Annotated in this window: 27 protein-coding genes, 3 tRNA genes and 1 riboswitch; of the genes, 5 read left to right on the top strand and 25 right to left on the bottom strand. The window is 54.1% G+C overall.

Going from position 1 to position 26,222, the window contains the following annotated elements; translation table 11 throughout:
* Window positions 1-58 precede the first annotated feature (58 nt).
* The 7 genes from BM322_RS00145 to BM322_RS00115 form a co-directional block, all read right to left on the bottom strand.
* Window positions 59-132, bottom strand: a tRNA-Cys gene (locus BM322_RS00145).
* A gap of 7 nt (window positions 133-139) precedes the next feature.
* Window positions 140-214: transfer RNA gene (locus BM322_RS00140), tRNA-Gly, on the bottom strand.
* 4 nt (window positions 215-218) lie between these two features.
* Window positions 219-295, bottom strand: a tRNA-Asp gene (locus tag BM322_RS00135).
* Between the two features lie 101 nt (window positions 296-396).
* Window positions 397-861: a hypothetical protein gene (locus BM322_RS00130; protein ID WP_075427896.1), complete on the bottom strand. Its 465-nt coding sequence runs from the start codon at window positions 859-861 to the stop codon at window positions 397-399.
* 78 nt (window positions 862-939) lie between these two features.
* Window positions 940-1,761, bottom strand: a complete 822-nt coding sequence (locus BM322_RS00125; RefSeq protein WP_075427895.1) for a deoxyribonuclease IV — start codon at window positions 1,759-1,761, stop codon at window positions 940-942.
* A 33-nt stretch (window positions 1,762-1,794) separates the two neighbouring features.
* Window positions 1,795-2,793 (bottom strand): Gfo/Idh/MocA family protein, encoded by a 999-nt coding sequence (locus BM322_RS00120; protein WP_075427894.1) that lies wholly within the window; start codon window positions 2,791-2,793, stop codon window positions 1,795-1,797.
* Between the two features lie 146 nt (window positions 2,794-2,939).
* Window positions 2,940-3,293, bottom strand: coding sequence for an ASCH domain-containing protein (locus BM322_RS00115; RefSeq protein WP_075427893.1), 354 nt, complete (start codon window positions 3,291-3,293; stop codon window positions 2,940-2,942).
* Between the two features lie 235 nt (window positions 3,294-3,528).
* Between BM322_RS00115 and BM322_RS00110 the strand changes: the two genes are divergently transcribed.
* The 3 genes from BM322_RS00110 to BM322_RS00100 all read left to right on the top strand — a co-directional run bounded on the left by BM322_RS00110 (window position 3,529) and on the right by BM322_RS00100 (window position 6,426).
* Complete coding sequence (locus BM322_RS00110) at window positions 3,529-4,245, top strand: SIMPL domain-containing protein (RefSeq protein ID WP_075427892.1); 717 nt, start codon at window positions 3,529-3,531, stop codon at window positions 4,243-4,245.
* 33 nt (window positions 4,246-4,278) lie between these two features.
* Complete coding sequence (locus BM322_RS00105; protein ID WP_075427891.1) at window positions 4,279-5,445, top strand: acyltransferase; 1,167 nt, start codon at window positions 4,279-4,281, stop codon at window positions 5,443-5,445.
* Window positions 5,446-5,544: 99 nt separating this feature from the next.
* Window positions 5,545-6,426, top strand: a complete 882-nt coding sequence (locus BM322_RS00100; RefSeq protein ID WP_082334254.1) for a DMT family transporter — start codon at window positions 5,545-5,547, stop codon at window positions 6,424-6,426.
* Between the two features lie 31 nt (window positions 6,427-6,457).
* On the opposite strand, the gene BM322_RS00095 is transcribed toward BM322_RS00100, so the two are convergent.
* From BM322_RS00095 to metK, 5 genes are all read right to left on the bottom strand, one after another.
* Window positions 6,458-7,408: a metallophosphoesterase gene (locus BM322_RS00095; protein ID WP_075427889.1), complete on the bottom strand. Its 951-nt coding sequence runs from the start codon at window positions 7,406-7,408 to the stop codon at window positions 6,458-6,460.
* A 181-nt stretch (window positions 7,409-7,589) separates the two neighbouring features.
* Window positions 7,590-9,038, bottom strand: coding sequence for a beta-Ala-His dipeptidase (pepD, locus tag BM322_RS00090; protein ID WP_075427888.1), 1,449 nt, complete (start codon window positions 9,036-9,038; stop codon window positions 7,590-7,592).
* 95 nt (window positions 9,039-9,133) lie between these two features.
* On the bottom strand, window positions 9,134-9,679 hold the full coding sequence (locus BM322_RS00085; protein WP_075427887.1) for a cell division protein SepF: 546 nt from the start codon (window positions 9,677-9,679) through the stop codon (window positions 9,134-9,136).
* A 200-nt stretch (window positions 9,680-9,879) separates the two neighbouring features.
* Window positions 9,880-11,700 carry a translational GTPase TypA gene (typA, locus tag BM322_RS00080; RefSeq protein WP_075428425.1) on the bottom strand — a complete coding sequence of 607 codons (1,821 nt, stop codon included), beginning with the start codon at window positions 11,698-11,700 and terminating at the stop codon, window positions 9,880-9,882.
* 229 nt (window positions 11,701-11,929) lie between these two features.
* A complete protein-coding gene (gene metK, locus BM322_RS00075; protein ID WP_075427886.1) occupies window positions 11,930-13,105 on the bottom strand; it encodes a methionine adenosyltransferase in 1,176 nt (391 codons plus the stop codon).
* Between the two features lie 119 nt (window positions 13,106-13,224).
* A riboswitch (SAM riboswitch) is annotated at window positions 13,225-13,329 on the bottom strand.
* Window positions 13,330-13,566: 237 nt separating this feature from the next.
* Here metK and BM322_RS00070 point away from each other — a divergent pair.
* A complete protein-coding gene (locus BM322_RS00070; RefSeq protein WP_075427885.1) occupies window positions 13,567-13,965 on the top strand; it encodes a hypothetical protein in 399 nt (132 codons plus the stop codon).
* A 60-nt stretch (window positions 13,966-14,025) separates the two neighbouring features.
* Here the strand turns inward: BM322_RS00070 and BM322_RS00065 are convergent, their stop codons facing one another.
* From BM322_RS00065 to dapF, 13 genes are all read right to left on the bottom strand, one after another.
* Window positions 14,026-14,820 carry an ABC transporter ATP-binding protein gene (locus tag BM322_RS00065; RefSeq protein WP_075427884.1) on the bottom strand — a complete coding sequence of 265 codons (795 nt, stop codon included), beginning with the start codon at window positions 14,818-14,820 and terminating at the stop codon, window positions 14,026-14,028.
* Entirely contained in the window at window positions 14,820-15,701 is an 882-nt protein-coding gene (locus BM322_RS00060; protein WP_075427883.1) for an ABC transporter permease, read from the bottom strand. The genes BM322_RS00065 and BM322_RS00060 overlap by 1 nt, the downstream gene beginning before the upstream one ends.
* A 98-nt stretch (window positions 15,702-15,799) precedes the next feature.
* The gene (locus BM322_RS00055; protein ID WP_075427882.1) at window positions 15,800-16,804 is read right to left on the bottom strand and encodes an ABC transporter substrate-binding protein; all 1,005 of its coding nucleotides are present in this window, start codon (window positions 16,802-16,804) and stop codon (window positions 15,800-15,802) included.
* Window positions 16,805-16,948: 144 nt separating this feature from the next.
* Window positions 16,949-17,083 (bottom strand): hypothetical protein, encoded by a 135-nt coding sequence (locus BM322_RS13730; protein ID WP_318254476.1) that lies wholly within the window; start codon window positions 17,081-17,083, stop codon window positions 16,949-16,951.
* A 10-nt stretch (window positions 17,084-17,093) separates the two neighbouring features.
* Window positions 17,094-17,378: a hypothetical protein gene (locus tag BM322_RS00050; protein ID WP_075427881.1), complete on the bottom strand. Its 285-nt coding sequence runs from the start codon at window positions 17,376-17,378 to the stop codon at window positions 17,094-17,096.
* Between the two features lie 16 nt (window positions 17,379-17,394).
* Window positions 17,395-18,213, bottom strand: a complete 819-nt coding sequence (locus BM322_RS00045) for a Cof-type HAD-IIB family hydrolase (protein WP_143102134.1) — start codon at window positions 18,211-18,213, stop codon at window positions 17,395-17,397.
* The gene (locus BM322_RS00040; protein WP_075427879.1) at window positions 18,197-19,936 is read right to left on the bottom strand and encodes a phosphoethanolamine transferase; all 1,740 of its coding nucleotides are present in this window, start codon (window positions 19,934-19,936) and stop codon (window positions 18,197-18,199) included. The genes BM322_RS00045 and BM322_RS00040 overlap by 17 nt, the downstream gene beginning before the upstream one ends.
* A 60-nt stretch (window positions 19,937-19,996) precedes the next feature.
* Window positions 19,997-21,229, bottom strand: coding sequence for a bifunctional phosphopantothenoylcysteine decarboxylase/phosphopantothenate--cysteine ligase CoaBC (coaBC, locus tag BM322_RS00035; protein ID WP_075427878.1), 1,233 nt, complete (start codon window positions 21,227-21,229; stop codon window positions 19,997-19,999).
* Window positions 21,230-21,232: 3 nt separating this feature from the next.
* Complete coding sequence (rpoZ, locus tag BM322_RS00030; protein ID WP_318254475.1) at window positions 21,233-21,469, bottom strand: DNA-directed RNA polymerase subunit omega; 237 nt, start codon at window positions 21,467-21,469, stop codon at window positions 21,233-21,235.
* Complete coding sequence (gmk, locus tag BM322_RS00025) at window positions 21,456-22,070, bottom strand: guanylate kinase (protein WP_075427877.1); 615 nt, start codon at window positions 22,068-22,070, stop codon at window positions 21,456-21,458. The genes rpoZ and gmk overlap by 14 nt, the downstream gene beginning before the upstream one ends.
* Window positions 22,067-22,363 carry an extracellular matrix/biofilm regulator RemA gene (gene remA / locus BM322_RS00020; RefSeq protein ID WP_075427876.1) on the bottom strand — a complete coding sequence of 99 codons (297 nt, stop codon included), beginning with the start codon at window positions 22,361-22,363 and terminating at the stop codon, window positions 22,067-22,069. The genes gmk and remA overlap by 4 nt, the downstream gene beginning before the upstream one ends.
* Before the next feature lie 14 nt (window positions 22,364-22,377).
* Complete coding sequence (locus BM322_RS00015; protein WP_075427875.1) at window positions 22,378-23,256, bottom strand: YicC/YloC family endoribonuclease; 879 nt, start codon at window positions 23,254-23,256, stop codon at window positions 22,378-22,380.
* Between the two features lie 21 nt (window positions 23,257-23,277).
* Entirely contained in the window at window positions 23,278-24,111 is an 834-nt protein-coding gene (gene dapF, locus BM322_RS00010) for a diaminopimelate epimerase (protein WP_075427874.1), read from the bottom strand.
* A gap of 163 nt (window positions 24,112-24,274) precedes the next feature.
* Here dapF and BM322_RS00005 point away from each other — a divergent pair, with 163 nt between their 5' ends.
* On the top strand, window positions 24,275-26,029 hold the full coding sequence (locus tag BM322_RS00005) for an NFACT family protein (protein WP_075427873.1): 1,755 nt from the start codon (window positions 24,275-24,277) through the stop codon (window positions 26,027-26,029).
* Window positions 26,030-26,222 lie beyond the last annotated feature (193 nt).

Here is a 26,222-nt window from a genome sequence, read left to right as displayed (position 1 = left end):
ATCTTTTTTGTAACAAAAAAAGCCTGGAAACATCTTTTCCAGACCAAATTGCTTATTTTGGAGGCGACACTCAGAATCGAACTGAGGATAGAGGATTTGCAGTCCTCGGCCTTACCACTTGGCTATGTCGCCGAAATAATGGAGCGGAAAACGAGGCTCGAACTCGCGACCCCCACCTTGGCAAGGTGGTGCTCTACCACTGAGCTATTTCCGCATAATGGCGACCCGAAGGGGACTTGAACCCCTGACCTCCGCCGTGACAGGGCGGCATTCTAACCAACTAAACTACCGGGCCGTTTTTTTGTTTCGCCGCTGTATCTCTCAGCGACAAATATTATTATACGGATAAGGGTATGACTTGTCAACACCTAAAATGAAACTTTTTTGATTTTTTTCCTATTTTGCTACAATTTCCTGGATCTTGTTGAAAATCGAGCGGTCCATCTCGTCGACCGGACGCCAAGGGCCATCATCGTTGCGCGTCATAAGTTTCTGCCCTTCCTGCTTGAACTCGACCTTTGACAGCTTGCCAGCATTGCCATTGCGAAGCGTCGCTGCCCACTGGGAGCCATTCTTCGTGCCCGTCACCGAACCTGCGACAATATAGGTATTCGTACCCTCAAAGGTCATTGCCACGACGTCCTCTGCCGGAAGGTTCTGTTTCTGTGCAGCCGGAGCCTCTGTCTTAGCCGGCTCTGTGACGGCCTGAGGCTCCTTGGCCTGCTCCACTGACGTTACGGCACCACTATCCACCTGCGCGTTCTGGGACGACTGCATCCCATTCCACAGAAAACCACCAGCAGCGACGGCCACAACTACTACCACGCCAGCCAGTGTATAAAGACGTTTCTTTTCCTTCATTATAGGTTACACCTCATCACTTCAAGATTGCTATCCCTATTATAAGGAAACTCTCTGAAAAGCGCAAGAATCATCGCGCTAGCTGCGCATCATTTTGATTTCCTGGGCATAGCCGGCAAGATCATTGGGCGTCTCCAGGATAAAGGGCAGCTCGCAAAGCGCTGGATGATTGACCACCCGTTTCAGTGCCGCAAGACCAATCCTGCCCTCCCCGATGCGCGCATGGCGGTCCTTGTGAGAACCACAATCATTCAGGCTGTCGTTTAGATGTATGGCTTTTAATCTATCCAGCCCGATCACCCGATCAAATTCAGTGAGCACTCCATCGAGATCCGCTGCGATATCATAGCCAGCATCCCAAACGTGACAGGTATCAAGGCAGACCCCCATCTTATCGCGAAGTTTCACCGCATCAAGGATTGCCCGCAGCTCAGCAAAGTCACGTCCGACCTCCGTGCCCTTGCCAGCCATCGTCTCTAGCAGCACCACGGTCGTCTGCTCTGGACATAGTACCTCATTGAGCTGGCTGGCGATAAGCGCAATACCTGCCTCGGCCCCCTGCTTGACATGGCTGCCCGGATGGAAATTGTAATAATTCCCAGGCGTATACTCCATGCGCCGCAGGTCATCAGCCATCATGTCCCGGGCAAACGTGCGCAGCTCCTCCTTGGCCGCGCAGGGATTCATCGTATAGGGCGCATGGGCAACGATCTTGACAAAATCATGCACTGCGGCAAACGCACGAAACGCTGCGGCATCATCGGCATCGATCTCCTTGGCCCGCCCCCCGCGTGGATTGCGCGTAAAAAAAGCAAAGGTATCCGCCTGCAAAGCCACCGCCTCTTTGCCCATCGCTAAATACCCCCGCGACGACGATAAATGACAACCTATATGAAGCATCGCATCTTCTCCATCAATACTTACTGATCATAACTATTCCGCATCGCCAGGGAAGACGATTCCCACTTGCCTGCGGGCTGTTTCTGCTGTTTCGAGTACAGCGACGGAAACCTCCAGCCCTCTCTTCATGGTCTCATAATCGCCAGCGGCATAGATTCGCGCAAATTCCTGGAATTCGTGGACCATGCGATGACTATAGCGATTGAGCTCATAATGCGTGGTAACACCACTGCCGCGAAGACTTATCTCGAAGGAGCGGAGTTCATTGGGTTTATCGATTACCTTGATATAGCCCTTCTCCCCCTGGATGGTGATATAGCCTGGGCTTTCCGTGTCCTTGGCACCAATGGCCAGCGCAAAGAAATCCGGGTACTTCATATTGACCATGCCACTGGTGTCGATGCCATTGAAGCCAAGATTTGCCGTATAGGTCAGCGATTCCGGTTTTCCAAACAGGCCAATGATGAAATTCAAGTTATAGATATTGATATCATACAAGGCACCGCCGCTGCGCTTAGGATCAAAGGCTGGCAAAACTTCCCCCTGCAGATATTTATCATAACGGCTCGAATACTGGGAGTAATTGGCCACTACAGCCTTGATCTTGCCAAGTCGGGGCAGATTCTCCCTGATGGCTGCAAAATTCGGCAGGTAATGGATGGTCACAGCCTCAAATACATATAACGTTCTGGAAACAGCCAGATTCTTCAGTTCCTGCACTTCTCTGGCAGCCGAGGCAAAAGGCTTTTCAACGATGACATTCTTGCCTGCCAGCAGGGCCTTCTTCGTATACTCATAGTGGACGCTATTGATCAGAGCTACATAGACAAAGTCAATCTCCGCGTCGGCCAGCAGTTCCTCATAATCCGTGTAAACCTTCGGAATATCATACGCCACGCTCAGCTCTTCTGCTTTCCCCCTGCTGGCAGGACGGGCAAAGATTGCCACGACATCCACGTCGGGCACTTCTTTAAGTGCTGGAAGAGCCCCTTCCTTTACAATAAAGCCCGTTCCTAAGATTGCCAGTTTCATACAGTCACTCTCCCTTTCCCCTTAAAATCCATTCTCTGCAATAACCTTATTTTACTACAGAAAACAGCAAGTTCCAAATCATCTACCATCCAACAAAAATGCCGCAGATCTATCGGCATGATCTGCGGCACTGCAGCGGCTAATCATCAAAGGTCATCGTGGACCTCAGTGAAATAAATAACGGTAACCGTGTCTTCCATAAGGATGCGGCGCTTGTAGATTTTCTCGAAGTCTTCGACGAGCTCTTCTTTCGAGTTGATCTCTGGATTCTGATGACCCAAATCATCAGAGGTCAGCGTGCCCATCGTCTTGACGCGGACTTTGTCAAGATAGGCCGAGTAGAGCTTATGTTTCGGCTCCCCCTTCTTGCCTGTCGTAATCCACACGACAGAGCCCTCAGGATAGAGCTTGGATACATCACCGAGACGTACCGTACAGTTTTTCGTGCGTTCCATGAGCATCTTCTTATGTTTTGCTGCCTGGAAGTTCAATGCCATCATAATAAAGCACTCCAATCTACAATTGCACCTAGGTGTAACATAATACATATAACTATGAATACTATTATATGTTCGTCTAATTATAGCAAATTTCCTGCCATATTGAAAACTTTTTCTGTAACTTTGTAAACCACTACCATCTTCCACGTAAGTGGAACACGTGACATGTCATTTGCCCGCAAAATATGGTAGAATATAATGAGCAAATTTTCCTGCATATATATGAGGAGGTTTTATGATGAATATCAAACGCATGGCTTTTGTCTTGCTGGCGCTGCTGCTCTTGCTGACCAGTGTTGCCGCCGCTGCCCCAGCAGCCAAGAATCCGCCGACCTTGTCCGTGGATGGAGAAGGCACCGGCATCGCTGCCCCTGACCGCGCGACGGTCACGATTGTTGTCACCACCCAGGCCACCGATGCCGGCAAGGCACAGAACGACAACGCCTGGACGACCGAGCAGGTCAACAAGGCCATCAAGGCCCTTGGCATCGAGGCCAAGGATATCCAGACCAACAACTATTCGTTCCGCCCCAACTACCGCACGGCTGAGAACCACCGCAACGAGATCAGCGGCTACACGGTAAACAACTCCATCATCGTCATCGTTCGCGATATCAACAAGACCGGCAAGGTTATCGACGCAGCCCTCGGCGCTGGTGCCAACCAAATCCATTCGCTCGATTTTACGGCCAGCAATACGCAAGCCGTCCGCAAAGAGGCGCTGATGAAAGCCGTACAGGATGCCCGCGACAAGGCGGATGTCCTGGCCAAGGGGCTTGGCAAGCGCATCGTCGGCATCCAGAACGTCTCGGAAAGCACGGGCTACCTCGAGTCCCGCCGCTATGACAATGCGATGCTCGTGGCAGCAAAATCCGCTGCCGCCACTACGATTGAGCCGGGCAGCCTGTCGCTTACGGCCCGCGTCCATATCGACTATATCCTGGAAAACTAATCCCATAACAATCAGTAAGGAGTCTTTACTTTCATGCAAGTGCAAGAACAAGCAGCAACAGCAGCCCGCCCGCGCAAGCCGCGCTTGGCTGCCATCGAATATATCCGCGGAATCTCTATGATGGGTGTCATCGGTATCCATGTTGGTTCCCAATACCTTGGCAACACCGCTGCCAACATCGACCTCGTCGCCCTCTTTGAAGTCGCCACGCGATTCAGCGTACCGATTTTCTTCTTCATTTCCGCCTTCGGCCTGTTCTACAATCTCGACCTTAACGCCCCTTTTGACTTCCGCTTTTTTATGAAACGGCGTTTCAAGACGGTGCTAATCCCATATCTCGTCTGGTCCTTCCTCTACCTTTTGCACGATGGCTGGCTCTACGGTGTGGGCTTTCCCGATCCGCTGCATCTCATCGTCCTCTTGTTCTTCGGCAATGCAAAGTACCAGCTCTATTTCCTTGTCATCCTGCTCTGGTTCTACCTCCTGATGCCACTTTGGATTTGGATGGTACGCCGCGCAGGAATCGCAAGCCTTGCGCTTTTGCTGCTCGCCCAGATTGGCTTTGACTACTGGTCCAGCTTCTCTACGAGTTTCAATCTCTTTGTCTACGGACTGCCTGACGGATCAATCCTCAAACCATTCCTGATGTACCGCTTGAACTACTGGGTCATGCACTACGTGTTCATCTTCGTGCTCGGCGGCTATCTGGCCGTCCATATCGATGCCTTCATGAACTTCATGAAAAAGCACGCCCTTGGCATCACGACCTTCTTCTGGGTAAGCTTTACCGCCCTCATGGGCTACTACTACAAGCTGATCGATAAGACCGGCTACACGCCGCTTGAGGCCATCAACACGGCGCATCAGCTCTGCCCAGCGGGCATCTTCTACACCATCGCAGCATCGCTGTTCTTCTTTATGGTTTTCACCTACCAAAGCTATCCGGGCTTCCTCAATCCGCTGCTGCACCAGCTCGGCAAGCATTCCTATTTTGCCTATCTGGCCCATCCACTGGCCATCACCTATCTTGGCATGATGCTGCAACACAGCGGCCGCATCATGACCGCACCGATTGCCATTGGCTTCTACTTTGCAACTCTTATCCTCGCCATGCTCGGCGCAATCCTCTGCCGCAAGCTTGGCGAAAAGCTGCCGCTTATCAATGAACTGACCATCGGCGTATATCCAAAGAAAAAATAAACGAAATGCCACTTCTTTCGCAATGACGCGTAATCGCCTTTTGCGAAAGAAGTGGCACTTTTTAACCACAAGGTATCTGCCTGCTAAGGGGATGAAGATTTGACAAAACGAAAACAAGGCCTGCTCATGGTCTGCCTCGGCGCCTCGATGTGGGGCGGCAGCGGTGTGGCGGGACAATACCTGCTGCAAGATTGCGGCTTTTCTACGGCCTGGCTCGTGGTATCCCGCATGCTGCTTGCTGGCTGTCTGTTCCTGCTCATCGATTACAGCTGCTACCGGCAAAATATCCTGTCCATCTGGAAAGACAAGGCGGACAGGCACGACGTGCTGCTATTTGCCATCTTCGGCATGCTGGCCGTACAATATACGTATTTTGCCTGCATCCAGCAGGGCAATGCCGCCGCAGCTACCATCCTGCAATACTTGATGCCCGTGATAATCATCGGCTATACAGCCCTCTCCACCCGCAAGATACCGCCCCGCCGCGAATTCCTCTGCGTGGCGATGGCCGTAGGCGGTACATTCCTGCTGGTCACCCATGGGCAGCTCGATACACTGTCGATTCCGCTTGCCGCACTGCTCTGGGGGCTTGGCTCCGCTTTTGCCGCTGCCTTCTACACCACCCAGCCCAAACGCCTTATCCGCAAATGGCGGGCCACGCTGATTACCGGCTTGGGCATGCTGCTGGGCGGCCTTGCCCTGATGCCCATCTGTCCTCCCTGGCAGTTTTCTGGCAGCTGGAGCACTCTAGCAGCCATCAACTACGCCTACATCATCCTCTTTGGCACGGTCATAGCCTTCGGCTGCTACCTGGGCAGCATCAAATACATTTCCCCCACCGAAACCAGTCTCCTCGGCTCCATCGAGCCGCTGTCTGCCATCATCCTCTCGATGCTCTTCCTGCATGCCAGCTTTGCCCCAATGGATTACCTCGGCACAGCCCTCATCCTGGGCACCGTCTTCGTGCTGGCGAAAAAATAAGAACATGCCCTGGCTAACAGGATCTGACAAGTCAAAATGACCGGTCAAATTCTGTTAGCCATTTTTTATGCTTATGGTCGAAGGTACGGACTTCGATGTGGTCTTCATATAAGTAGATGGAATTGGTCGTTATCTTTTTCTTGTCCATGCAATCGTTATGGATGTTATAGGTATGCGCATTGTAGTGATTGACCTCCATATCGGCGTAGCTCGGATTGCGGCAGGGCGTATGCGTATGCCCCGATACCCATAGCTTTACCTGCGGATTTTCGGCCAGGATAGCATCGATTGCAGCGGCAGGCATAGCTATCGTCTTTTCGGTATTGATGGATTTCTTATACGTCCGCAGCGTATGATTAAGCGGCCCGTGGAAAAAGACCAGCGTGATCTTATCGCGGTGCCTAGAAAGCTCCCGACGGAACCAGTCAAGCTGCTCCTCGCCAATCTGCGTGGGCAGCGGTCCCTCCGTCGACAGGAAAATCAGATGATACCGGCCAAGGTCTTTGGCATACCAGCGCCGCGGCAGCTGCCAGAACGCAGCAAAATAAGCAAGTTTCCTGCGCCAAGTCGCAAGGCTGGCTACTTTCAGCTTGCCATTGGGCTGCAGATCATCTTCGTAGAGGAACTCATGATTGCCGTTGACGACCCAGAGTTTTTTCTTTAGTTTGCCAAAGAACGAGTGGATATACTCATATTCAGACTGCACAGCCCGTCGCGCGACAATATCGCCCACCACAGCGACGGCTGACACATCCTCCCAGCCATTGATATCGGCAATCACATCGTCCTTGGCCGCCATGATTTTCTGCTGTTCCTTGACATCCGTATGCTCAGCCACGCGCACTGGCAGATGCGGGTCGCCAAGCACGACAATCCGGTAATACCCCCGCCCCTCGGCACTGACCAGCCTTTGCCAACCGCCAAAGGTCAGCGCCCCAAGACCGACCACTAAATTGCGAATAAAAGAACGCCTGCTTAACATTTTCATCACTCCTCATCAAGTACAGATACCCTTACCTATAGTTCTCCCTGCTACGGGAAATCTCCTTGGAATCAAAAATCACAAATCGTAAATCATACATACACGAACAAATCGAAAAAGCCCACTGACGCTCCTTGCATCAGTGGGCTCCATGCTCCATCAATATTCTGCGAAAACACGCTTAGAGTTTTGCAATCTTATGCAGGGTCTCGACAATGAGGTCAACCTGCGGTTTTACCGTCTCAAGCAGCAAGCGCTCGTTCGGGCTGTGGATGTCGATGGTCGTGACGCCAATCGATACCATGTCAAGCTGCGGGTTCTTGAGGAAGTGCCAGCCGCACTCGAGGCCAGCATGGATGGTCTCGACCTTCATGTCCTTGCCGTTCTGTGCCTTGAACGTCTCAGCCATGATCTTGGCGAGCTTGCTGTCCTTGTTTTCCTTCCAGCCCGGGGATTTCGTGCCGATATGTGCCGTAAAGCCCGTCAGTGCCGCATATTCCTGTGCCATCAGCGCGAACTCATCGTTCTTGCCGTCAATGGCCGAACGCGGGAAGAACTGGACATTGACACTATTCTCGTCCATCGCTACAACGCCGAGGTTCGCCGACGTCTCCACCAGTCCCGGAATGACCGTCGACATCGCATAGACACCCGTATGCAGGATGGTCAGCAGGCGGAGCAGTCGCTGGGCATCGCCAGCCTTGAGTACAGCCACTGGTTTGTTGGCTGCCGTCAGAACGAAGTCCATATCCGGGTCAACTGTGCCGTAGTTCTGCATAAAGCGTGCCTTCTCTGCCGCCAGCACCTCAGCCACAGCCTGGTGATCAAGATCTGTTACGATGACCGCAGCTGCAGCATCAGGGATGGCATTGCGTGCCTTGCCGCCCCGGAAGTCTGCCAGTTCCACAGTGCCTTTAGCCTGCAAAGCGAGCAGTGCCAGCGCTAACGTGCGGATGGCATTGCCACGACCATCGCCGATGCGCTCGCCCGAATGGCCGCCCAAGAGGCCTTTGACCTCGATTTTCCAGCTATTTGCCTGCGCAGCCTCCTCACGTGCAATCTCGCGGGAGAAATCCAGATTGATGCTACCTGCGCTGCCGACGGTCAGCTCATCGTAGTTCTCCGAGTCGCAGTTGATGAGGAAGCTGGCATCCTGCAGATGCTCGGCACCAAGGTGGATGGCACCGGTCATGCCCTGCTCCTCATCGACCGTCACGATCATGCGCAGCGGTCCATGATCCTTGGCATTCTTCATGATATACACGGCCTCAGCCACGCCGATACCGTCATCGGCGCCGAGGCTCGTGCCCTCAGCCTCGAGGAACTTCTCGCCGCGCACGAGCTTGATGGGATCCTTGAGTGGATCGTAGGCATAGCCCTCCTCGGCGACGCAGACCATATCCATATGGCCCTGCAGGATTGTCAGCGGTGCCTTCTCAAAACCTTTGCAGGCCGGCTTGTCGGCGATGATGTTGTTCTTCTCGTCCTGCACGACACGGAAACCAGCATCGGTCAGATATTTCTTCAGGAAGTCACTGACTGCCTGCTCATGGCCAGATTTACGTGGGATAGCTGCAAGTTTTGCAAACTCGTCCAATACGCCGTCTAAAATCTCATTGTTCTGTTCCATTGAAACCCCTCACTAACTTAAAAAATAAAAACCAGACAGTCTCCATAGACTGCCTGGTCTCATTAACAAATAAAATCACAAACTGCGGGCAGTAATCACTCCGGCATTGCTACCGTCATAGCCTCGGCAACATCAACGCCAGCCGGAACATACAGCACGATCTGCCCCGTGACGCGCTTCGCGCAGCCATCGAGCACATAGCAGACACCATTGACGAAATCGCAGATACGGCGCTGCTCCGTTGCCTCGATCTTCTCATAGTTGACGACGCAGGCCTTGCCCTCTTTGAGGTCGTCGGCGATACCAGTTACCTGGTCGAAATTAGTCGGCGCATAAATCTGCACCTTGAGCGCCATCTTCTTGGTCGTATGGACCGTCAGCTGCGGGCGGCTCTTCTCTTGCTGGCTCTGGTAGGAACCTGTCGTATACTTCGGACGGCTCACATGGTACGAACCGCCATTGGAAACCTTGATTTCCTCATCGTAGCTCGCTACGCGCTCCTGCGTTGCCGATGCAGCCTTCTTCTGCGAAGACTTCTGTTCCTCGACGAAATCCTCCTCGAAATCGTCAACGTACTCTATCGGCATCAGCAGATCCTGCAACTGCTTGATCTTGTCCTTAATTACTGCCCCTGCTCCCATGATTATCGTCCTTCCAAATCAATCTTAACTGTTATAAATCCAATCCAACGAAATTCTCTATTGAATCATATTCATTTGATAGTTTAACTATCCACATGATATCATAATTCTTGGTAAAATGCAAAAGTCCTGCTGGAAAAAAATATATTTTTCCAGCAGGACTTCCTAATTGTAATGTTATTATAATCTTTTAGCTAAGATTAACCTTTGCGAGCGTTCTTGGCGTTACGGCCACGAATCGTGCGGTCAAGGATGGACTTGCGCAGACGGACGTGCTCCGGCGTAACCTCAACCAGCTCATCGCTGTTGATGTACTCGATAGCCTGCTCCAGGGAAAGGATTCGCGGCGGCGTGATGCGGATAGCTTCATCCGAAGAGGACGTACGCATGTTGGATACGTTCTTCTTCTTGCACGGGTTGATGTCGATATCGTTCTCGCGGGAGTTCTCACCGACGATCATGCCCTCGTAGACAGCCTCGCCCGGGCCGACGAACATCGTGCCGCGATCCTGCAGCGTGAAGATACCATAGCCCGTCGTCTCGCCCTGCTCGAAAGCAACCAGGGAACCGCGGGTACGGCCCGGGATGTCGCCTTTGTACGGAGCATAGCCGTGGAAGACATGGTTCATGATACCGTTGCCCTTCGTGCTCGTGAGGAGCTCGGAACGGAAACCGATCAGGCCGCGGGCCGGGATCGTGAACTCAAGGCGCATGTAACCAGCCGTCTCCGTCATGTTGACGAGCTCAGCCTTACGGGTGCCGAGGCCTTCCATGACAGCGCCCATGAACTCCTGCGGTACCTCGACCGTCAGGTTCTCAATTGGCTCGCAGAGCTGACCGTTGATGGTCTTGTAAACAACTTCCGGTTTACCGACCTGCAGCTCATAGCCCTCACGGCGCATCGTCTCGATGAGGATGGACAGATGCAGCTCACCACGACCGGAAACTTTGAATACATCGGCAGAATCCGTCTCTTCGACCTTCATGGCAACGTTCGTCTCAATCTCTTTGAACAGACGATCGCGCAGATGGCGGGACGTAACGAACTCACCCTCACGGCCTGCGAACGGGCTCGTGTTGACACCAAAGGTCATGGAAAGCGTCGGCTCGTCGATGTTGATCGTCGGCAGAGCCTCCGGATTCTCGGCATCGGCAACCGTGTAGCCGATGGAAACATCGCCGAGGCCCGTCAGTGCAACGATGTCGCCCATGCTGGCCGACTCGGTCTCAACGCGTTTGAGGCCCTGGTAAACGAAAACTTTACCGATTTTGGCTTTGATCGTCTGATCGCCATTGATGAGAACGACATTCTGGTTCGTTTTCGCCGTACCGCGGATGATGCGGCCGATAGCCACGCGGCCAACGAAGGAATCAGACTCGAGCGTCGTGACCATCATCTGCAGCGGAGCCTCCGGATCGCCTTTCGGTGCCGGAATCTCTTTGACAATCGTCTCCATCAGCGGCGTAAGATCTGCATTGTCGTCTTCCATCTTGTACTTAGCGACACCATCGCGGGCCGTAGCATAGATGACCGGGAAGTCGAGCTGATCGTCATCGGCATCGAGCTCCATGAAGAGCTCGAGGACTTCATCGTAAACGTCGTCTACGCGCTGGTTCGGTTTATCGATCTTGTTGATGACAACGATTGGCTTGAGGCCCTGCTCGAGTGCCTTGCGCAGAACGTATTTCGTCTGCGGCATCGGGCCCTCGAATGCATCGACGAGCAGAACGACACCATCAACCATGTTCAGGACACGCTCAACCTCGCCACCGAAATCCGCATGGCCCGGCGTATCAACGATGTTGATCTTGATGTCGTTGTACATGATTGCCGTGTTCTTGGACAGGATCGTGATACCGCGCTCACGCTCGATATCGCCGGAGTCCATGACACGCTCTGCAACCTGCTCATTGGAACGGAAAACGTGACTCTGCTTGAGCATTGCATCGACCAGCGTCGTCTTACCATGGTCGACGTGGGCGATAATTGCAATATTTCTCAGCTTGTCATTGGTCATCATACTCATTCTGTGTAATCTGCCTCCTATAAATAAAAAGGGATACGCTTTGGTATCCATCCTCTCTTACATATTACATTACTCGTATCGTAAAGCAACAATCTAATTTTAATATTGACCGTCTGAGTTGTCAATAACTTTTTACCGCATTGTACAGGTATTTTCCTTGACACCCTGACAGACAGATAAAAATAGCAAAAGGCTCCCTTTATGAGGGAGCCCTGCTGTATCCTTAGAGTCCTGCTTCTTTCTTCAGCACGTCAGCCTTATCCGTGTGCTCCCACGGCAGGTCAACATCCGTGCGGCCAAAGTGGCCGTAAGCAGCCGTCTGCTTGTAGATTGGACGGCGCAGGTCGAGCATCTTGATGATGCCAGCCGGACGCAGATCGAAGTTGCGGCTTACGATCTCTTCGATCTTCTCCTCCGCAATCTTGTGCGTACCGAAGGTGTCGATCATGATCGATACCGGATAAGCTACGCCGATGGCGTAAGCCAGCTGAACCTCGCACTTGTCCGCAAGACCTGCAGCAACAACGTTCTTGGCCACATAACGGGCAGCATAGGCGGCACTGCGATCAACCTTCGTGGGGTCTTTACCCGAGAAAGCACCGCCGCCATGACGGGCCCAGCCGCCATAGGTGTCGACGATGATCTTGCGGCCCGTGAGGCCCGAGTCGCCCTGCGGGCCGCCGATGACGAACTTGCCCGTCGGGTTGATGAAGATTTTCGTATCCTCTTTGAGGAGCTCAGCCGGAACGACTGCTTTGATGACATGCTCGATGAGGTCCTTGCGAATCTGCTCGAGGGTTACCTCCTCGTCGTGCTGGGTCGAGATAACGATGGTCTCAACAGCTACTGCCTTGCCATCCTCATAGGCAATCGTGACCTGAGTCTTGCCATCCGGACGGAGATACGGCAGCGTGCCGTTCTTGCGGACTTCCGTCAGGCGACGGGCCAGACGATGAGCCAGCGCAATCGGCAGCGGCATGAATTCCGGCGTCTCGTTGGTGGCATAACCGAACATCATGCCCTGGTCGCCAGCACCGATGGCCTCAGCTGCGTCCATCTCGCCTTCACGGGATTCGATGGCCTCGTTGACACCCTGGGCAATATCCGGCGACTGCTCGTCAAGGGATACGAGAATGCCGCAGGTATCCGCATCAAAGCCGTATTTGGCACGCGTATAGCCGATTTCCTTAACCGTGTCGCGGATGATTTTCGGAATATCCACATAGCACTTCGTCGAAATCTCGCCGACCACATGAACCTGTCCCGTCGTCACCATGGTCTCGCAGGCAACGCGTCCCATCGGATCCTCAGCCAGGATGGCATCGAGGATGCTGTCTGAGATCTGGTCAGCCATCTTATCCGGATGACCTTCGGTTACCGACTCCGACGTAAAAAGCATACGTTTCTTACTCAATTTAATCTACCTCCCTAGTAGTTCCTTTATCTTTGCTGAATAGCCTCAAACGTTCCGATTCATAAGAAAAAGCCCTCGTTAAAACGAGAGCTTTGATTTCCTAACTCTCATCTTATAGGTAAAACCTAAAGGAATTGGCACCGTTTTGACTTGCATCAATGGTTGCCGCAGTTTCATCGGGCCATTCCCTCCACTGCTCTGGATGAGTTCATATTCAGCTTTGTTACATTCATCATACGCTACTGCCGGTATAAAGTCAAGATATTTTTCTGAATCGTATTCATAAATCAAGCCAGCGCCGCCCATCTTTCTAATTAAAAAATAATGTTGACGAGCTCGTGCACAGCAATCTGCGCCTATATACAAGCTGCTATCCTTATGATACTATCTTGCTAATGGAAAGGGATTGAAATACATGCGAAGGATTCAGAAGAACAGGGAACCTTATGACAACGATTCAGGGAAATTATCGCGTAGCCGAGGTGCTGTCTGCCTACCAAGCACCAGGCAACCAACCACCAATCCACGCAGGCGGCGATCTGCAGCAGAAACTTGCCGCCGAGAAGAACAGCTATGAAAACCAAATCAACCAGCTAACCGCTGCGGATAGCGAGTCGAATGCTGCGGAGATTGCAAACCTGCAGGCAAAAGTCGAGTCGATTGATACGAAACTCAGCTCCTTGCTGGCCGAAGACTCGGCAAGGCCAAGTGCCCAGCTTGCACCACCTTCCGATGCTGAAATGAACCGGCGCTTTGGCCAGGCAGCTGTCCTGGACCTCAGCCCCTCCGCGCAGGATATCATGCGGCAGACAGAACTCGAAACAGAAAAAAAGACTACATTATAAATGAAACGGCGCCTGACCAGTCATTTGATTGGTCAGGCGCCGTTTCCTATACCAGATAACTCAGCTGAGCAGCAGGCTGTCACTACTGAGCTCACTGCCCGCTGCCTGCTCGAACATCTCGAGCAGGTCTTTGATGCCCAGGGTCTTTTTCTTCTCACTGTCGACATCGAACAGGATATGGCCCTCATACATCATGATGAGGCGGTTGCCGTATTTCAAAGCATCGCGCATGTTATGGGTAATCATGAGAGTCGTGAGGTGCTGCTGGGCCACAATCTTTTCCGTCAGCGCCAGCACCTTCTCGGCGGTCTTCGGATCCAGCGCTGCCGTATGCTCGTCGAGCAGCAGAAGTTTCGGCTGCGCCATCGTCGCCATCAGCAGCGTCAGCGCCTGACGCTGGCCGCCCGAGAGCAGGCCGACTTTTGATTCGAGCCGATCCTCAAGGCCAAGGTCGAGCCCCTTCAGGAGCTTGCGGAAATGTTCGCGGCCATCAGCCGAGGAGCTCCAGCGCAGCGTCGGCGTCAGACCGCGCCGCTCAGCAATCGCAAGATTTTCCTCTATCATCATGCCCGCTGCCGTGCCCATCATCGGGTCCTGGAACACGCGGCCGATATACTTGGCGCGCTTATGCTCGGGCCATTTGGTGATGTCGGTGCCATCGATCATGATGCTGCCCTCGTCCACCGGATATGTGCCGGCAATCGAGTTCATCAGCGTCGATTTGCCCGCGCCGTTGCCGCCGATGACCGTGACAAAATCTCCCGGTGCCAGATGCAGGCTCACGTTATGCAGGGCCAATTTCTCCGTGATGGTCCCCGGATTGAAGGTCTTGGAAATATTTTCGATATGCAGCATCAGTGTGCCCCCTTCCGGAACTTGTTCCAGCGCGCCTGCAAGAGCGGCAGCGACAGCGCCAGAGCGACGAGGATTGCCGTGAACAGCTTGAGATCATTGGGCGGCATGCCCATCTGCAAGACGATAGCAATGACGGCACGGTAGACGATCGAGCCGAGGATGACGGAAATCAGGCAGTTCTTGAAGCTGCGCGTGCCAAAAAGCACCTCGCCGATGATGACCGAGGCCAAGCCGATGACGATGGTGCCAACGCCCATACCCACATCGGCAAAGCCATTGCTCTGGGCGACCAGTGCCCCCGAAATGGCCACAAGACCATTGGACAGCAAGAGCCCCAAGACAATCATGTTATCCGTATTGATGCCGTTGGCGCGGATCATATGTGGATTGAATCCCGTCGCCCGCACCGCCGTGCCAAGCTCCGTGCCGAAAAACCAGTAATTGAGCAGTGCCACCACCAGCACGATGACCGTGCCGATGACCAGCGTCGTCATTGATTTGTCAAGTCCGCCGACATTCCAGAGAGTAAAGACCGTATCCTGCTGCAACAACGGCAGATTGGCCTTGCCCATGATGCGCAGATTGACCGAATAAAGGGCAATCATCGTAAGGATACCTGCGAGCAGTGCCGGAATCTTGAGTTTCGTGCAGAGAAAGCCTGTGACCACACCGGCGAGCATCCCCGCCAGGCAGGCAGCCACGATGGCCATCAGCGGATGGGCTCCGGCGACAATCATCGACGCTGCCGTGGCTGCACCAAGGGGAAAACTGCCCTCCACCGTGAGGTCAGCAATGTCGAGCACGCGGAAGGTCAGATAGACGCCGATAGCCAGCAGCGCCCATAGCATTCCCTGCGAGACCGTAGCGATTACTAAATCCATAATTGCATCTCCTATTACCTAGACGTTGTAGCAAAAAGAGCGCGGCTGATGCAGCAGAACTGCACTGGCCTGCGCTCCTTCCTATATCCATGAATTACTTACTCGATGACTTCCGCCCCTTTGAGGACATCCTCCGGCAGCGTGATGCCAAGTGCTGCAGCATTCTTCTTGTTGATTACGACCTTGAGATCCTTAGCCGTCTGGATTGGCATATCAGCCGGTTTCGCTTTGCCTTCGAGGACATCGGCTGCCATGTGGCCCGTCTGGACACCAAGCTTGTAGTAGTCGATGCCATAGGTAGCCAGGCCGCCGGCCTTGACCATGTTCGGCTCACCGCAGATGACCGGCTTCTTGGCCGCATCCGTGATGGCTACAAGAGTCGGCATAGCCGAGGCGATGACGTTATCCGTCGGAACATAGAAGGCATCCACAGCGCCAACAAGGCTCTGCGCCGCCTGCTGGATATCGTTGACCGTCGAGATTGTCGCCGTCTTGACCGTCAGCCCCTTGGAGGCTGCATACTCCGTCATTGCCTTGACCTGCACCTCGGAGTTGACCTCGCTCGAGCAGTAGATGACGCCGATAGTCTTGGCGTTCGGGCAAAGCTTCATCAGGAGATCAACCTGCTCCTTGATGGGGTTCATATCGCTGGTGCCCGAGACATTAGCACCAGGCTTGTCGTTGCTGGCTGCGAGCTTTGCACCCACATAGTCCGTGATGGCCGTGCCGAGGATGGGGATATCCTTCGTCGCGTTGGCAATCGACTGGGCAGCCGGCGTAGCGATCGCGCAGATCAGATCCATCTTGCCGCTGACGAAACGCTGCGCGATGTTCTGCAGGTTTGACTGGTCAGCCTGTGCATTCTGCTGGTCAAAGGTAACGTTTTTTCCTTCCTCAAAGCCACGTTCCTTGAGACCATCAACAAAGCCCTTGTTGGCAGCATCAAGGGCACTGTGCTCGACGAGCTGCACCACACCGATCTTATAGGTCTTGCCGCCACTGCTGGACGCCTGCTCCGAGCCGCCACAGCCCGCCATGATTCCCGTTGCCAGCATCGTCGTAACGCCGAGTGCCAGCAGTTTTACCTTGCGTGATAATTTCATGATTCTCCCACCCTTTTAAATAATTTATATACCATGTAACATTATACAATGTTACAACGATAAAATCCAGTAGAGTTTTTAGCAGGCGGACATTCGTAACGATTCTTTTCCCAAAACAAAACACTTTCAGACATACTTACCAGATTATTCCATGCAGGAAACAATCCCGTCCATGCAGCCCGTTGCTTCCGCCACCAGCACATCGATATGGCTGACGCCTCGGCGGCGGTCTTCCTTCTGCGCATGAAAAAACGAGCCAACGCCAGGCTGACTCGTCAATCTTCAATCTTTATTCGCCTTTCTTCATGTTCGCTTCCAGCGCTTTTGCCGTCTGCTCGGCCAGCTTTTCGTCAAGCTTGGTCTTGGGCAGGTCCTCTGCCTTCGTATTCATGAGGTAGTTGACCTGCTTGCCGCAGAACCATACGCCCCAACCGCCGGCGATGACCATGAGCACGCCAGCCACGGGATGGCCGGACATGAATGCATAGATGCCGCCGACCAGCAGCATCGCAAAGAAAATCGTGTTCCAAGCCTGAACCAAGGAATTGTAGAATTTCGGCATAGATTTTGGCATAGTAATCATCCTTTCGTTAGAAGAACTTATTGATGGCCTCCAGCACACCGAGATGGTCGTTGTCGGCCACTACGACGTCGCTGATGGCTTTGATTTCCTCACTGGCATTGCCCATGGCAACGCCAAGCCCTGCAAGTTTCAGTACCTCTTCATCATTGGGCGCGTCGCCGATGGCCACGACCTCGTCAGTGCTGATGCCGAGGTGGTCGCAGATGACCTTGAGCCCGTGCGCCTTGGAGATCCCTTTTGCAGACAGCTCCAAAGATGTCTGCTCGGCAAACGTGATCGAAAGCCCAAGCTTTTCGAGCCGCTCATAGTTGCGCAGCCGGGAGTTTTCATCGCGATGATAGATGTTCATCTTGCAAATCTCTCCGGCCTGTGCCGCGATAAAGCCCGCGAGGTCTTCCTCCTGACGGCAGACCCGCTCGTACATCTCACGGTAGATTTCCATATGGAAGTCCTCCATGCGCGCGATATGGCTGCCACGGGTCACGGACTCGTCAACAGTCAGGAGCTGAGTCATCGCCTGTTCCTGTTCTGCCGCAGCAAAAGCCGCAAGGATTGCCGCCTGCGGGATGGGCTGACGGAAAATGGCCTGGTGCCTGCAAAAATCATAGACGAGGCCGCCGCTGATCATGACGCCATAGTCAAAGTCTACCAGTTCCTGCTCATAGTCCTTGAGCTCGGCCTTGCCGCGGCCGCTCGAGACGATTACCTCGATGCCGCGTGCCTTGAGTTCATGGACAGCCGCGCTGATTTCCGCCGGAAATCGTTTGGCCGAATCAAGCGTCGTACCGTCAAAGTCCAACGCCAGCATTTTATAGTCTTTCTTCACGTTCTCTGTCCTCTCCCCTGTATCTATAGGGCTTTTTCCCCTTGAGCAGCCGCTTCTGCCCAAGATATCCTGCCTGCAGGATGCTTTTGTCGCGCCGGTAGGCCGGCACTTCCGTCTGCAGGAGGTCCAGCAATGTATGGATCATGTCGTCAGTCATATAGGGCCGCGTGCTGGCCATTGCCAGCCGCTCAACCAGTGCCGGACGCTTGGCGCAGAACTTCTCCGAGGTCCAGCAGACCATCGGGATATCCCGCTGCCAGCTGCTGCTCTCGTCGCCATGGCCAACCACCGCGCGCGTGTCGTTGATTTCCTCGCCATGGTCCGAGATGAAGATAACGATGGCATCCTGCGCTTCAAATCGGCGGATGATCTGATCGACGATGTAGTCATCGTAGAGCACCGCATTGTCATACTCAGCGCGCACGGCGCGGCCCTCCCCGCTCTCATCATCGGCAGTGAAATGGGCAAATGACGCGGGATAGCGGCGGTTGAAGTCCTCATGGGCCCCCATCAGGTGCACCACCGTGAAATTCTGGCCTGCACTGCGCGTCAAGCTGTCGTCAAGCAACGGCAGCACCTCTTCGTCATAACGCTCGACAAGATCGATCGTATGAGAAGTCGAGCTGGTAAAGCGATGCTCATCACAGCGCCCCGCCAGCGTGCGGCCAATGCTGCCATAAAAGCCCGCCGACTCCTGATTCGATACCCAGGCTGTGCGAATGCCGGCTCGGCGCAGGATGTCAAAGAGATTGAGCTGCTCATACCAGACGCCCCCTGCCTGCTCCTGGGAAAGATCATAAAAGCAGAACAGCGTCTTCATGACGGCCATCGTTGCCGCATGCGGGCTGATGACATCGGTAAACACCGTAAGCTCGCCCTTTGCCGCTCGTGCCGCAAGCTGTGGCGTCGTCGGCAGCTCGTAGCCATAGAGCTGCATATGATGGCGGCTCGTCGACTCGCCGAGGATGAACACGACCTGCGGGATATCATTTTCCTGCCGGGTAAGCTCCACCGGCTGTGCAGCCAGCGTAGCGTCCACGTACTCAGCTGAGCCGATTTCCTCAAAGGCCTTGGGGATGATATAGGCCACCCGCCCCAGTGAATACTGCTGAGGATAATTCTTGCCTAGGTATACCGCCGCATCCATGCCATCCTGCATTGCTTCCGAGCCGGCATAGGCTGCGGTACCAGCAAACAGGAAGACGCCAACGGCCAGCACCACCGCAAGTCTTGGCTGTGCCCTGTGCCAGACCTTGCGAAACCATCCCCGTCCCCAACGCAGCAGACAACAGGCAACTGCCACCGCTGCAAGCAAAACGACCAGATGCCCCGACTGGGCCAGCACGTATTCACGCGCCTCTTGCGGATTCGTCTCAAAGATGACCTGCATCATGCCCTCATCAAGATAATTATGATAGCTATAGAGGGCAAACCCATCGACAAGTGCCAGCAGGAAACTTGCCAGCACAGCCAGTCGCTGCACCACCTTGGGCAGCCAGCCCAGCGCCAAGGTCAGCAGGAAGACCATGCCCAACGTGCGGACGATGCCCGCCAAGGTCAGCGCCATACGGCCAGCAAAGGGCACTGCCTCCTCCTGGAACATGCCGATCTGCACCATGGTCGGGATATTGCAGGCCGCAAGCAGCAAAAACAATCTACCATAATGATACACAAACCAGCGCATCAGATGCTTTAGGCGCAGCCAATAGTAGTGAAGGTACACCGATTCATCTCCTCACAAAGAAACGGAAGAAGTCGTAAAAGACCTCTTCCGCCTCATTTCTCATCTGTCGATTTTTCCCAGCGCCGCAGACACATGGTCGAGAATGATGCCCGCCAATTCCTTCTTGCTCATGAGCGGATAGGGCGTCATCTTGCCTGACCGGTCAATAAGCTTGATGCGGTTGGTCTCGACACCAAAGCCCGCATCGGCTTCGGAGACATCATTGGCTACGATGAAGTCAAGATTCTTTTTCGCCAGTTTCTTGCGCGCGTACTCCTCCACCTGGCAGGTCTCAGCCGCAAAGCCGACGAGCACTTGATGCTCCTTCATCTGGCCAAGCTCCAACAAGATATCGGGATTGCGCACAAGCTGCAGCGTCAAATCATCATCACTCTTTTTGATTTTCTGCTCGGAAACGGCTGCCGGACGATAGTCTGCAACGGCCGCTGACTTGATGACAGCCGACGCCGTCGGAAACTCCTGCAAGACCGCCTCGCGCATCTGCCGCGCCGTCTCGATACGGATGACGCGGACACCATCGGGATCTTTCAGCGACGTTGGCCCCGATACGAGCACCACGTCAGCCCCGCGGCGCGCAGCCTCCTCAGCCACCGCATAGCCCATACGTCCCGTCGACCGGTTGCCGATATAGCGCACAGGGTCAAGCGGCTCAATCGTGCCGCCAGCCGTGACAAGGATTTTTTGACCGGTCAATTGACAAGTCAAATCTTGACCAGTCAACTCCTGACTTGTCAAAGCCTCACTTACGATGCGCACGATGTCCACAGGCTCTGGCAAACGCCCCTTGCCGCTGGTACCGCAGGCAAGATGGCCCTCCGCCGGCTCTATGATATGAAAACCGCGTGACTTCAGCTCAGCAATATTGCGCTGCGTGATGGGATTTTCATACATGTTCGTATTCATCGCCGGCGCCATAAAGATAGGCGCCTTTGTCGCCAGCAACGTCGTCGCGAGCATGTCATCGGCGATGCCGACAGCTGCCTTGGCAATGATGTTGGCCGTAGCCGGCGCAATCAGCATGAGGTCTGCCAGCTGCGCCAGCGCGATGTGCTCCACATTGAAATGCGTGACCTTTTCCCACATATCGACGGCCACAGGCTGGCCGCTGATTTCGCGGAAGGTCAGCTCCGTGACGAACTCCGTCGCCTCTTTCGTCATGATGACGTGAACCTCAGCGCCTGCCTTGCGCAGACGGCTGACAATCTCGACTGCCTTGTAGGCAGCGATGCCGCCGGTCACGCCAACGACGATTTTCTTGCCCTGAAGTTCCATGGCTTAGAGGTCCGCTTTGGAAATCTTGTAGTTGATCTTGCCCTCAGCAATCTCCTCGAGCGCATTCGTGACATTCTTCGTGGACTTCGACTTGAGCTCCTTGAGCTCCTCGCCGCTCAGCAGCTGGCGGGCACGCTTGGAGGCACAGACCACGAGACCGTAACGACTGTCCACCTGTTTCATCAGCGTATCCGTGGACGGATTGACCATGCTCATCTCTGGATTGTTATTTGCTTTCATTATGTTCCAACTCCTCAAATTTATCTAGGTTCATATTTACACGGCAATGCTCCGCTGTCATGATGCACTTGATGCGCTTGACAGCCTGCCGTACCGTGTCATTGACTACGGCATAGCCATACTGGCGGCCGATGGCAATCTCTTCCCTGGCGGCACCCAGGCGCTTCTTGAGCGACTCTGCTGACTCCGAGCCGCGGCCGCGGATACGGCGTTCAAGCTCGCCAATCGACGGGGGCAGCAGGAAGATGAAGAGCCCATCCGGGCATTTCTTCATGACATTGAGTGCCCCCTGCGTATCGATCTCGAGCAGGATATCCTCACCAGCGGCGAGGCGCTCCTCAATCTTGCCCAGCGGCGTGCCATAGTAGTTGCCATAGACATTGGCATACTCGAGGAAACCACCCTCCTCGATCATTTTCTCGAACTGTGCCTTATCCATGAAATAATAATTCTTGCCTTCAACCTCGCCCTCACGCGGCTGACGTGTCGTGGCCGAAATGGAATAGGCAAGTTCCGGCGTCTGCGCGAGCAGTTCTCCGCAGACCGTTCCCTTTCCGGTACCCGACGGGCCGGAAACAACAATCAATAATCCCTTGCTCATTCTTGCGTCTCGTCTTCTTTCTCTTTGATTTCAGCTTTAACCTCGGCATCGTCATCATCTTCGACGCGATGTGCCACCGTCTCAGGCTGCACAGCCGACAGGATGACATGATCGCTGTCCATGATGATGACAGCTCGTGTGCGGCGGCCATAGGTCGCATCGATCAGGCGCTCGCCATCACGGGCCTCCTGGATGATGCGCTTTATCGGTGCCGACTCGGGACTCACGATGGCCACGATACGGTTAGCCGATACGATATTACCAAAGCCGATATTGATGAGTTTGATATCCATGGGGGTACCTCCTCTTATTCGATGTTTTGAACCTGCTCGCGCAGTTTCTCGATTTCGCTCTTCATGTCCACCACCAGCTGCGCGGCCTCCATACTGTTGGCCTTCGAACCGATGGTGTTCGTCTCGCGGTTGATTTCCTGGATCAGGAAATCCAGCTTGCGCCCCACAGGCTCTGCCGCTCTATCGATAATCTGGCGAAACTGCTGGAAATGGCTGCCAAGGCGCACGATTTCTTCGGTGATATCCACCTTGTCGGCATAGATAGCCGTTTCCTGTATGAGCCTTGTCTCGTCGAAAGTCTGGCTCTGCAGGGCATCAGCGATAGTCTTGTGCAGATGCTCGCGATAGCTTGCCACCACGCCCGGTGCCAGCTCACGCACCTTGTCGCGCATCGCCGCAAGGTTTTCGAGACGCAGGCAAAAATCCTTGTGGATGTTGCTGCCCTCTGTAATACGCATCGCATCAAAATTCGCCAAAGCCTGCTGCATTACCTGGAAGAGCTGGGGCTTTAAATCCGAAATATCGCTGTCACTCTCGATTTGCAGGACATCGGGAAACGCGGCAAAGGTCTGCACATCGTCAGGGCGCGCCAGATGGAGCACATCACTCATCTCATGGAGTGCCTGCTGATAGGCAAGCGCCAGCCCCTTGTTTACCCGGATGCTGGCCTTGCTTTCGCGCTTATCGGTAAAGTTGATGTAAACATCCATCTTGCCGCGCGCAGCCACCTTCTTGATGCACTTGCGCAGCTCATCTTCCCACTGGCTCAGCTGCCGTCCCATATGAAAGTTGATTTCGAGGAACCGCTGGTTGACAGACTTTATCTCGACCGAAACCTTGTAGTCCTCGGTCTCGACAACAGCCGCCCCAAATCCCGTCATGCTCTTAAGCATCCAACCGCCTCTTTCTGCTCATCAACCGTTCCACTGCCCCGTGAACACGAGTTCAGCCGGACCAGTCATGAATACGTGATTATTCTCGGCCCACTCGACAATCAACTTGCCGCCATCGAGCTGAACCTCAGCCTTGCGGTCAATCTTATCGTTGAGCACGCCAGCCACGACAGTTGCGCAGGACCCTGTGCCGCAGGCCAGCGTGATTGCGGCCCCGCGCTCCCAGACGCGCATGCGCACATGGCTGCGGTCCTTGACCTCGACGAACTCCGTATTCGTCTTGCGCGGGAACATCGCATGATGCTCAAACTGCGAGCCAAGCTTCTCAATGGGGAATCTTTCCGCATCGTCCACAAAGACGACGCAATGAGGATTGCCCATCGATACCCCCGTCATCGCATAGGTCGTGCCAGCCACCGTAATGGGCTCGGCGATGACCTTCTTGCCGTCAAAGCCAGCGACGGGAATCTCCTGCCCCAAAAGATGCGGCTCGCCCATATCCACCTGGACGCCAGTTACTTTATCTCCCGCGAGGATGATCTTCGGCACGAGGATGCCGGCACCAGTCTCCACCGTGAATTCGGTCTTGCTGGTCAATCTATAGTCGTAGAGATAGCGGGCAAAGCAGCGGATACCATTGCCGCACATCTCCGCCTCACTGCCATCCGTATTGAAGATGCGCATGCGGAAATCAGCTTTATCCGATGGCAATACGACAAGAATACCGTCTGCTCCGATGCCATAATGACGGTCGCAAACCTTCTGCGAAAGCTCCGCGTAATCATCAGGCTCCTGCTCGCGGCAGTCAAAAAGCACAAAGTCATTGCCGCAGCCCTGCCATTTCGTAAATTTCATCGAACACAGCCTCCTGTTTCTAGTTACTCATTATAATATTATATTGTTTTTCGTTATCTTATGCAAGAGCACCCGCGTAAATTGACTGCTGCGAATTGCCCCGCCCTGCCAATGATGATATAATTTAGAAGTTATACCCTACGATTTATAAAGGAGCATCATCATGAGTCTTGACGGCTTTTCCATGCATGCCCTCGCCCAGGAGCTCAACACGACCCTTGCTGGCGGGCGCATCGATAAAATCACGCAGCCAAACAAACAGTCCATCATCCTGTCGATCCGTCAACCCGGACAGAACTATCTGCTGCACATCTCCATCAACTCCCAGAATCCTTCGGCCCATCTTCTCGCGCGCAATCTCGAGAACCCGCCCGAGCCGCCGGTGTTCTGCATGGTCCTGCGCAAGCAGCTTGAAACCGGCCGCATCGCCGCCATCCGCCAGCATGGCCTCGACCGACTTCTGCTCATGGATATCGATTCCCTAGCCGCTGGCGGCAAGATTGTCACCAAGACCCTTGTGCTAGAGCTCATGGGCAAATACAGCAACATCATCCTCGTACAGGAAGGCACCATTATCGACGCCCTGCGCAAGATTGGCACCAACAGCAGCCGCGTGCGCACAGTCCTGCCTGGCGATGCCTATGAACTGCCGCCGGGGCAGGATAAACTCGACCTCTTTACCGCAGACCTCGATGCCATCATGGCCAGCATCAAAACCGATGGCGAGCAACGTCTCGATAAAGCCCTGCTCGCTGCCTGCATGGGCTTTGGCCCTGTCTCGGCCAAGGAAACCTGTTTTTCAGCGGGTCTTGCCCCCAGCACCCGCATCGGCACCCTTGAAGATGTGGACTTTGCGGCCATCCGGGATGCCCTTATGGAAATCCGCACCGCCGCCAGCAACGAGGAGGCTTCTCCTGTGCTGGTACTAGGTGAAAACAAAAAAATCCTGGCCATGAGCTCGTTTCCCCTCCACTATCTGCCAGAGGGAACGAGCCTGACCTTCCCCACCATCAGCGCCATGCTGGAAAAGGCCGACCAGCTTGCAGGCAGCTATGTGCACCCCGACAAAGACCGGTTCAAAAAACTCGTCAAGAACGAACTGAACCGTGCCGAGAACAAACTCGTGAAACTCGACGAGGAAATCGCGGCAGCGGAAAACGCCGAAGAATACAGGATTCGTGGCGACAACCTCATGACCTATCAGTACCAGTTCCAGGACCATGCAGACAGCGAAATCACCGTGGCCAACATCTACAGCGAAACTGGCGAGACCATCACGATTCCGCTGGACCAGCGCTATACGATTATCCAGAACATGCAGGCCTGCTACAAGAAATACGACAAATTAAAGCGCGCCCAGGAACTCCTGCGAATCCAGCGCCGCGAATGCGAAGACAACATCACCTATCTTGAAAGCATCGAAGCATCCCTGCTGGCCTCGGAAAGCCTGGGGGAAATCGCCGAGATCCACAACGAACTCGTGGAAAGCGGCTACCTGCGGGAAAAACTCAAGCGCAAGAACAACGACAAGCCATCCCATCCCTTCCACTTCCAGACGCCGGACGGCATCGACATCTTCATCGGCAAGAACAACTACCAGAACGATAAGCTGACCTGCAAGACGGCAAGCTTCAACGACACCTGGTTCCATACCCAGAACATCCCGGGCTCCCACGTCATCTTGCGCAACGGCGGCGAGCCCGTAAGCGAAGACAACATCCTGCTCTGCGCCAGCCTTGCCGCCCACTTCAGCAAAGCCCAGGGCTCCTCCAAAATTCCCGTGGACTACACGGAAATCCGCTACGTCAAAAAGCCCTCGGGCAGCAAACCAGGCTTCGTCATCTTCACGAACCAAAAGACTCTCTACATCACCCCCGACGAAGAAGAACTGCGCCCATTCCTCATGCAGGAAAAATAAAACAAACGGCCCGCTGGCACATAAAAACCAGCGGGCCGTTTGCTGTAAAATTGCAGTTTGTCTGTTAGTTCGAGATTACAATAAGCGTGATACACCTCAGCTTGGGTGAGGGTGGGTGCACTTTTTCTCCGCTCCGCTAAATGACCCGCGCTGGTGTTTAAGTACGTATTTAGTTACATGCGCCGGGCAGGCC

Source organism: Selenomonas sp. GACV-9, assembly GCA_900116485.1.
Lineage (GTDB): Bacteria > Bacillota > Negativicutes > Selenomonadales > Selenomonadaceae > Selenomonas_A > Selenomonas_A ruminantium_G.
Note: the sequence above shows the minus strand (reverse complement) of the source record. Positions and strands in the feature narration are given on the sequence as shown.

Excerpts from the sequence above, each read along its gene's own strand:
- BM322_RS00130 (WP_075427896.1), bottom strand. The coding sequence starts at position 861 with ATGAAGGAAAAGAAACGTCTTTATACACTGGCTGGCGTGGTAGTAGTT.
- BM322_RS00125 (WP_075427895.1), bottom strand. The coding sequence starts at position 1,761 with ATGCTTCATATAGGTTGTCATTTATCGTCGTCGCGGGGGTATTTAGCG.
- BM322_RS00120 (WP_075427894.1), bottom strand. The coding sequence starts at position 2,793 with ATGAAACTGGCAATCTTAGGAACGGGCTTTATTGTAAAGGAAGGGGCT.
- BM322_RS00115 (WP_075427893.1), bottom strand. The coding sequence starts at position 3,293 with ATGATGGCATTGAACTTCCAGGCAGCAAAACATAAGAAGATGCTCATG.
- BM322_RS00110 (WP_075427892.1), top strand. The coding sequence starts at position 3,529 with ATGATGAATATCAAACGCATGGCTTTTGTCTTGCTGGCGCTGCTGCTC.
- BM322_RS00105 (WP_075427891.1), top strand. The coding sequence starts at position 4,279 with ATGCAAGTGCAAGAACAAGCAGCAACAGCAGCCCGCCCGCGCAAGCCG.
- BM322_RS00095 (WP_075427889.1), bottom strand. The coding sequence starts at position 7,408 with ATGTTAAGCAGGCGTTCTTTTATTCGCAATTTAGTGGTCGGTCTTGGG.
- pepD (WP_075427888.1), bottom strand. The coding sequence starts at position 9,038 with ATGGAACAGAACAATGAGATTTTAGACGGCGTATTGGACGAGTTTGCA.
- BM322_RS00085 (WP_075427887.1), bottom strand. The coding sequence starts at position 9,679 with ATGGGAGCAGGGGCAGTAATTAAGGACAAGATCAAGCAGTTGCAGGAT.
- typA (WP_075428425.1), bottom strand. The coding sequence starts at position 11,700 with ATGATGACCAATGACAAGCTGAGAAATATTGCAATTATCGCCCACGTC.
- metK (WP_075427886.1), bottom strand. The coding sequence starts at position 13,105 with ATGCTTTTTACGTCGGAGTCGGTAACCGAAGGTCATCCGGATAAGATG.
- BM322_RS00070 (WP_075427885.1), top strand. The coding sequence starts at position 13,567 with ATGACAACGATTCAGGGAAATTATCGCGTAGCCGAGGTGCTGTCTGCC.
- BM322_RS00065 (WP_075427884.1), bottom strand. The coding sequence starts at position 14,820 with ATGCTGCATATCGAAAATATTTCCAAGACCTTCAATCCGGGGACCATC.
- BM322_RS00060 (WP_075427883.1), bottom strand. The coding sequence starts at position 15,701 with ATGGATTTAGTAATCGCTACGGTCTCGCAGGGAATGCTATGGGCGCTG.
- BM322_RS00055 (WP_075427882.1), bottom strand. The coding sequence starts at position 16,804 with ATGAAATTATCACGCAAGGTAAAACTGCTGGCACTCGGCGTTACGACG.
- BM322_RS00050 (WP_075427881.1), bottom strand. The coding sequence starts at position 17,378 with ATGCCAAAATCTATGCCGAAATTCTACAATTCCTTGGTTCAGGCTTGG.
- coaBC (WP_075427878.1), bottom strand. The coding sequence starts at position 21,229 with ATGGAACTTCAGGGCAAGAAAATCGTCGTTGGCGTGACCGGCGGCATC.
- rpoZ (WP_318254475.1), bottom strand. The coding sequence starts at position 21,469 with ATGAAAGCAAATAACAATCCAGAGATGAGCATGGTCAATCCGTCCACG.
- gmk (WP_075427877.1), bottom strand. The coding sequence starts at position 22,070 with ATGAGCAAGGGATTATTGATTGTTGTTTCCGGCCCGTCGGGTACCGGA.
- remA (WP_075427876.1), bottom strand. The coding sequence starts at position 22,363 with ATGGATATCAAACTCATCAATATCGGCTTTGGTAATATCGTATCGGCT.
- BM322_RS00015 (WP_075427875.1), bottom strand. The coding sequence starts at position 23,256 with ATGCTTAAGAGCATGACGGGATTTGGGGCGGCTGTTGTCGAGACCGAG.
- dapF (WP_075427874.1), bottom strand. The coding sequence starts at position 24,111 with ATGAAATTTACGAAATGGCAGGGCTGCGGCAATGACTTTGTGCTTTTT.
- BM322_RS00005 (WP_075427873.1), top strand. The coding sequence starts at position 24,275 with ATGAGTCTTGACGGCTTTTCCATGCATGCCCTCGCCCAGGAGCTCAAC.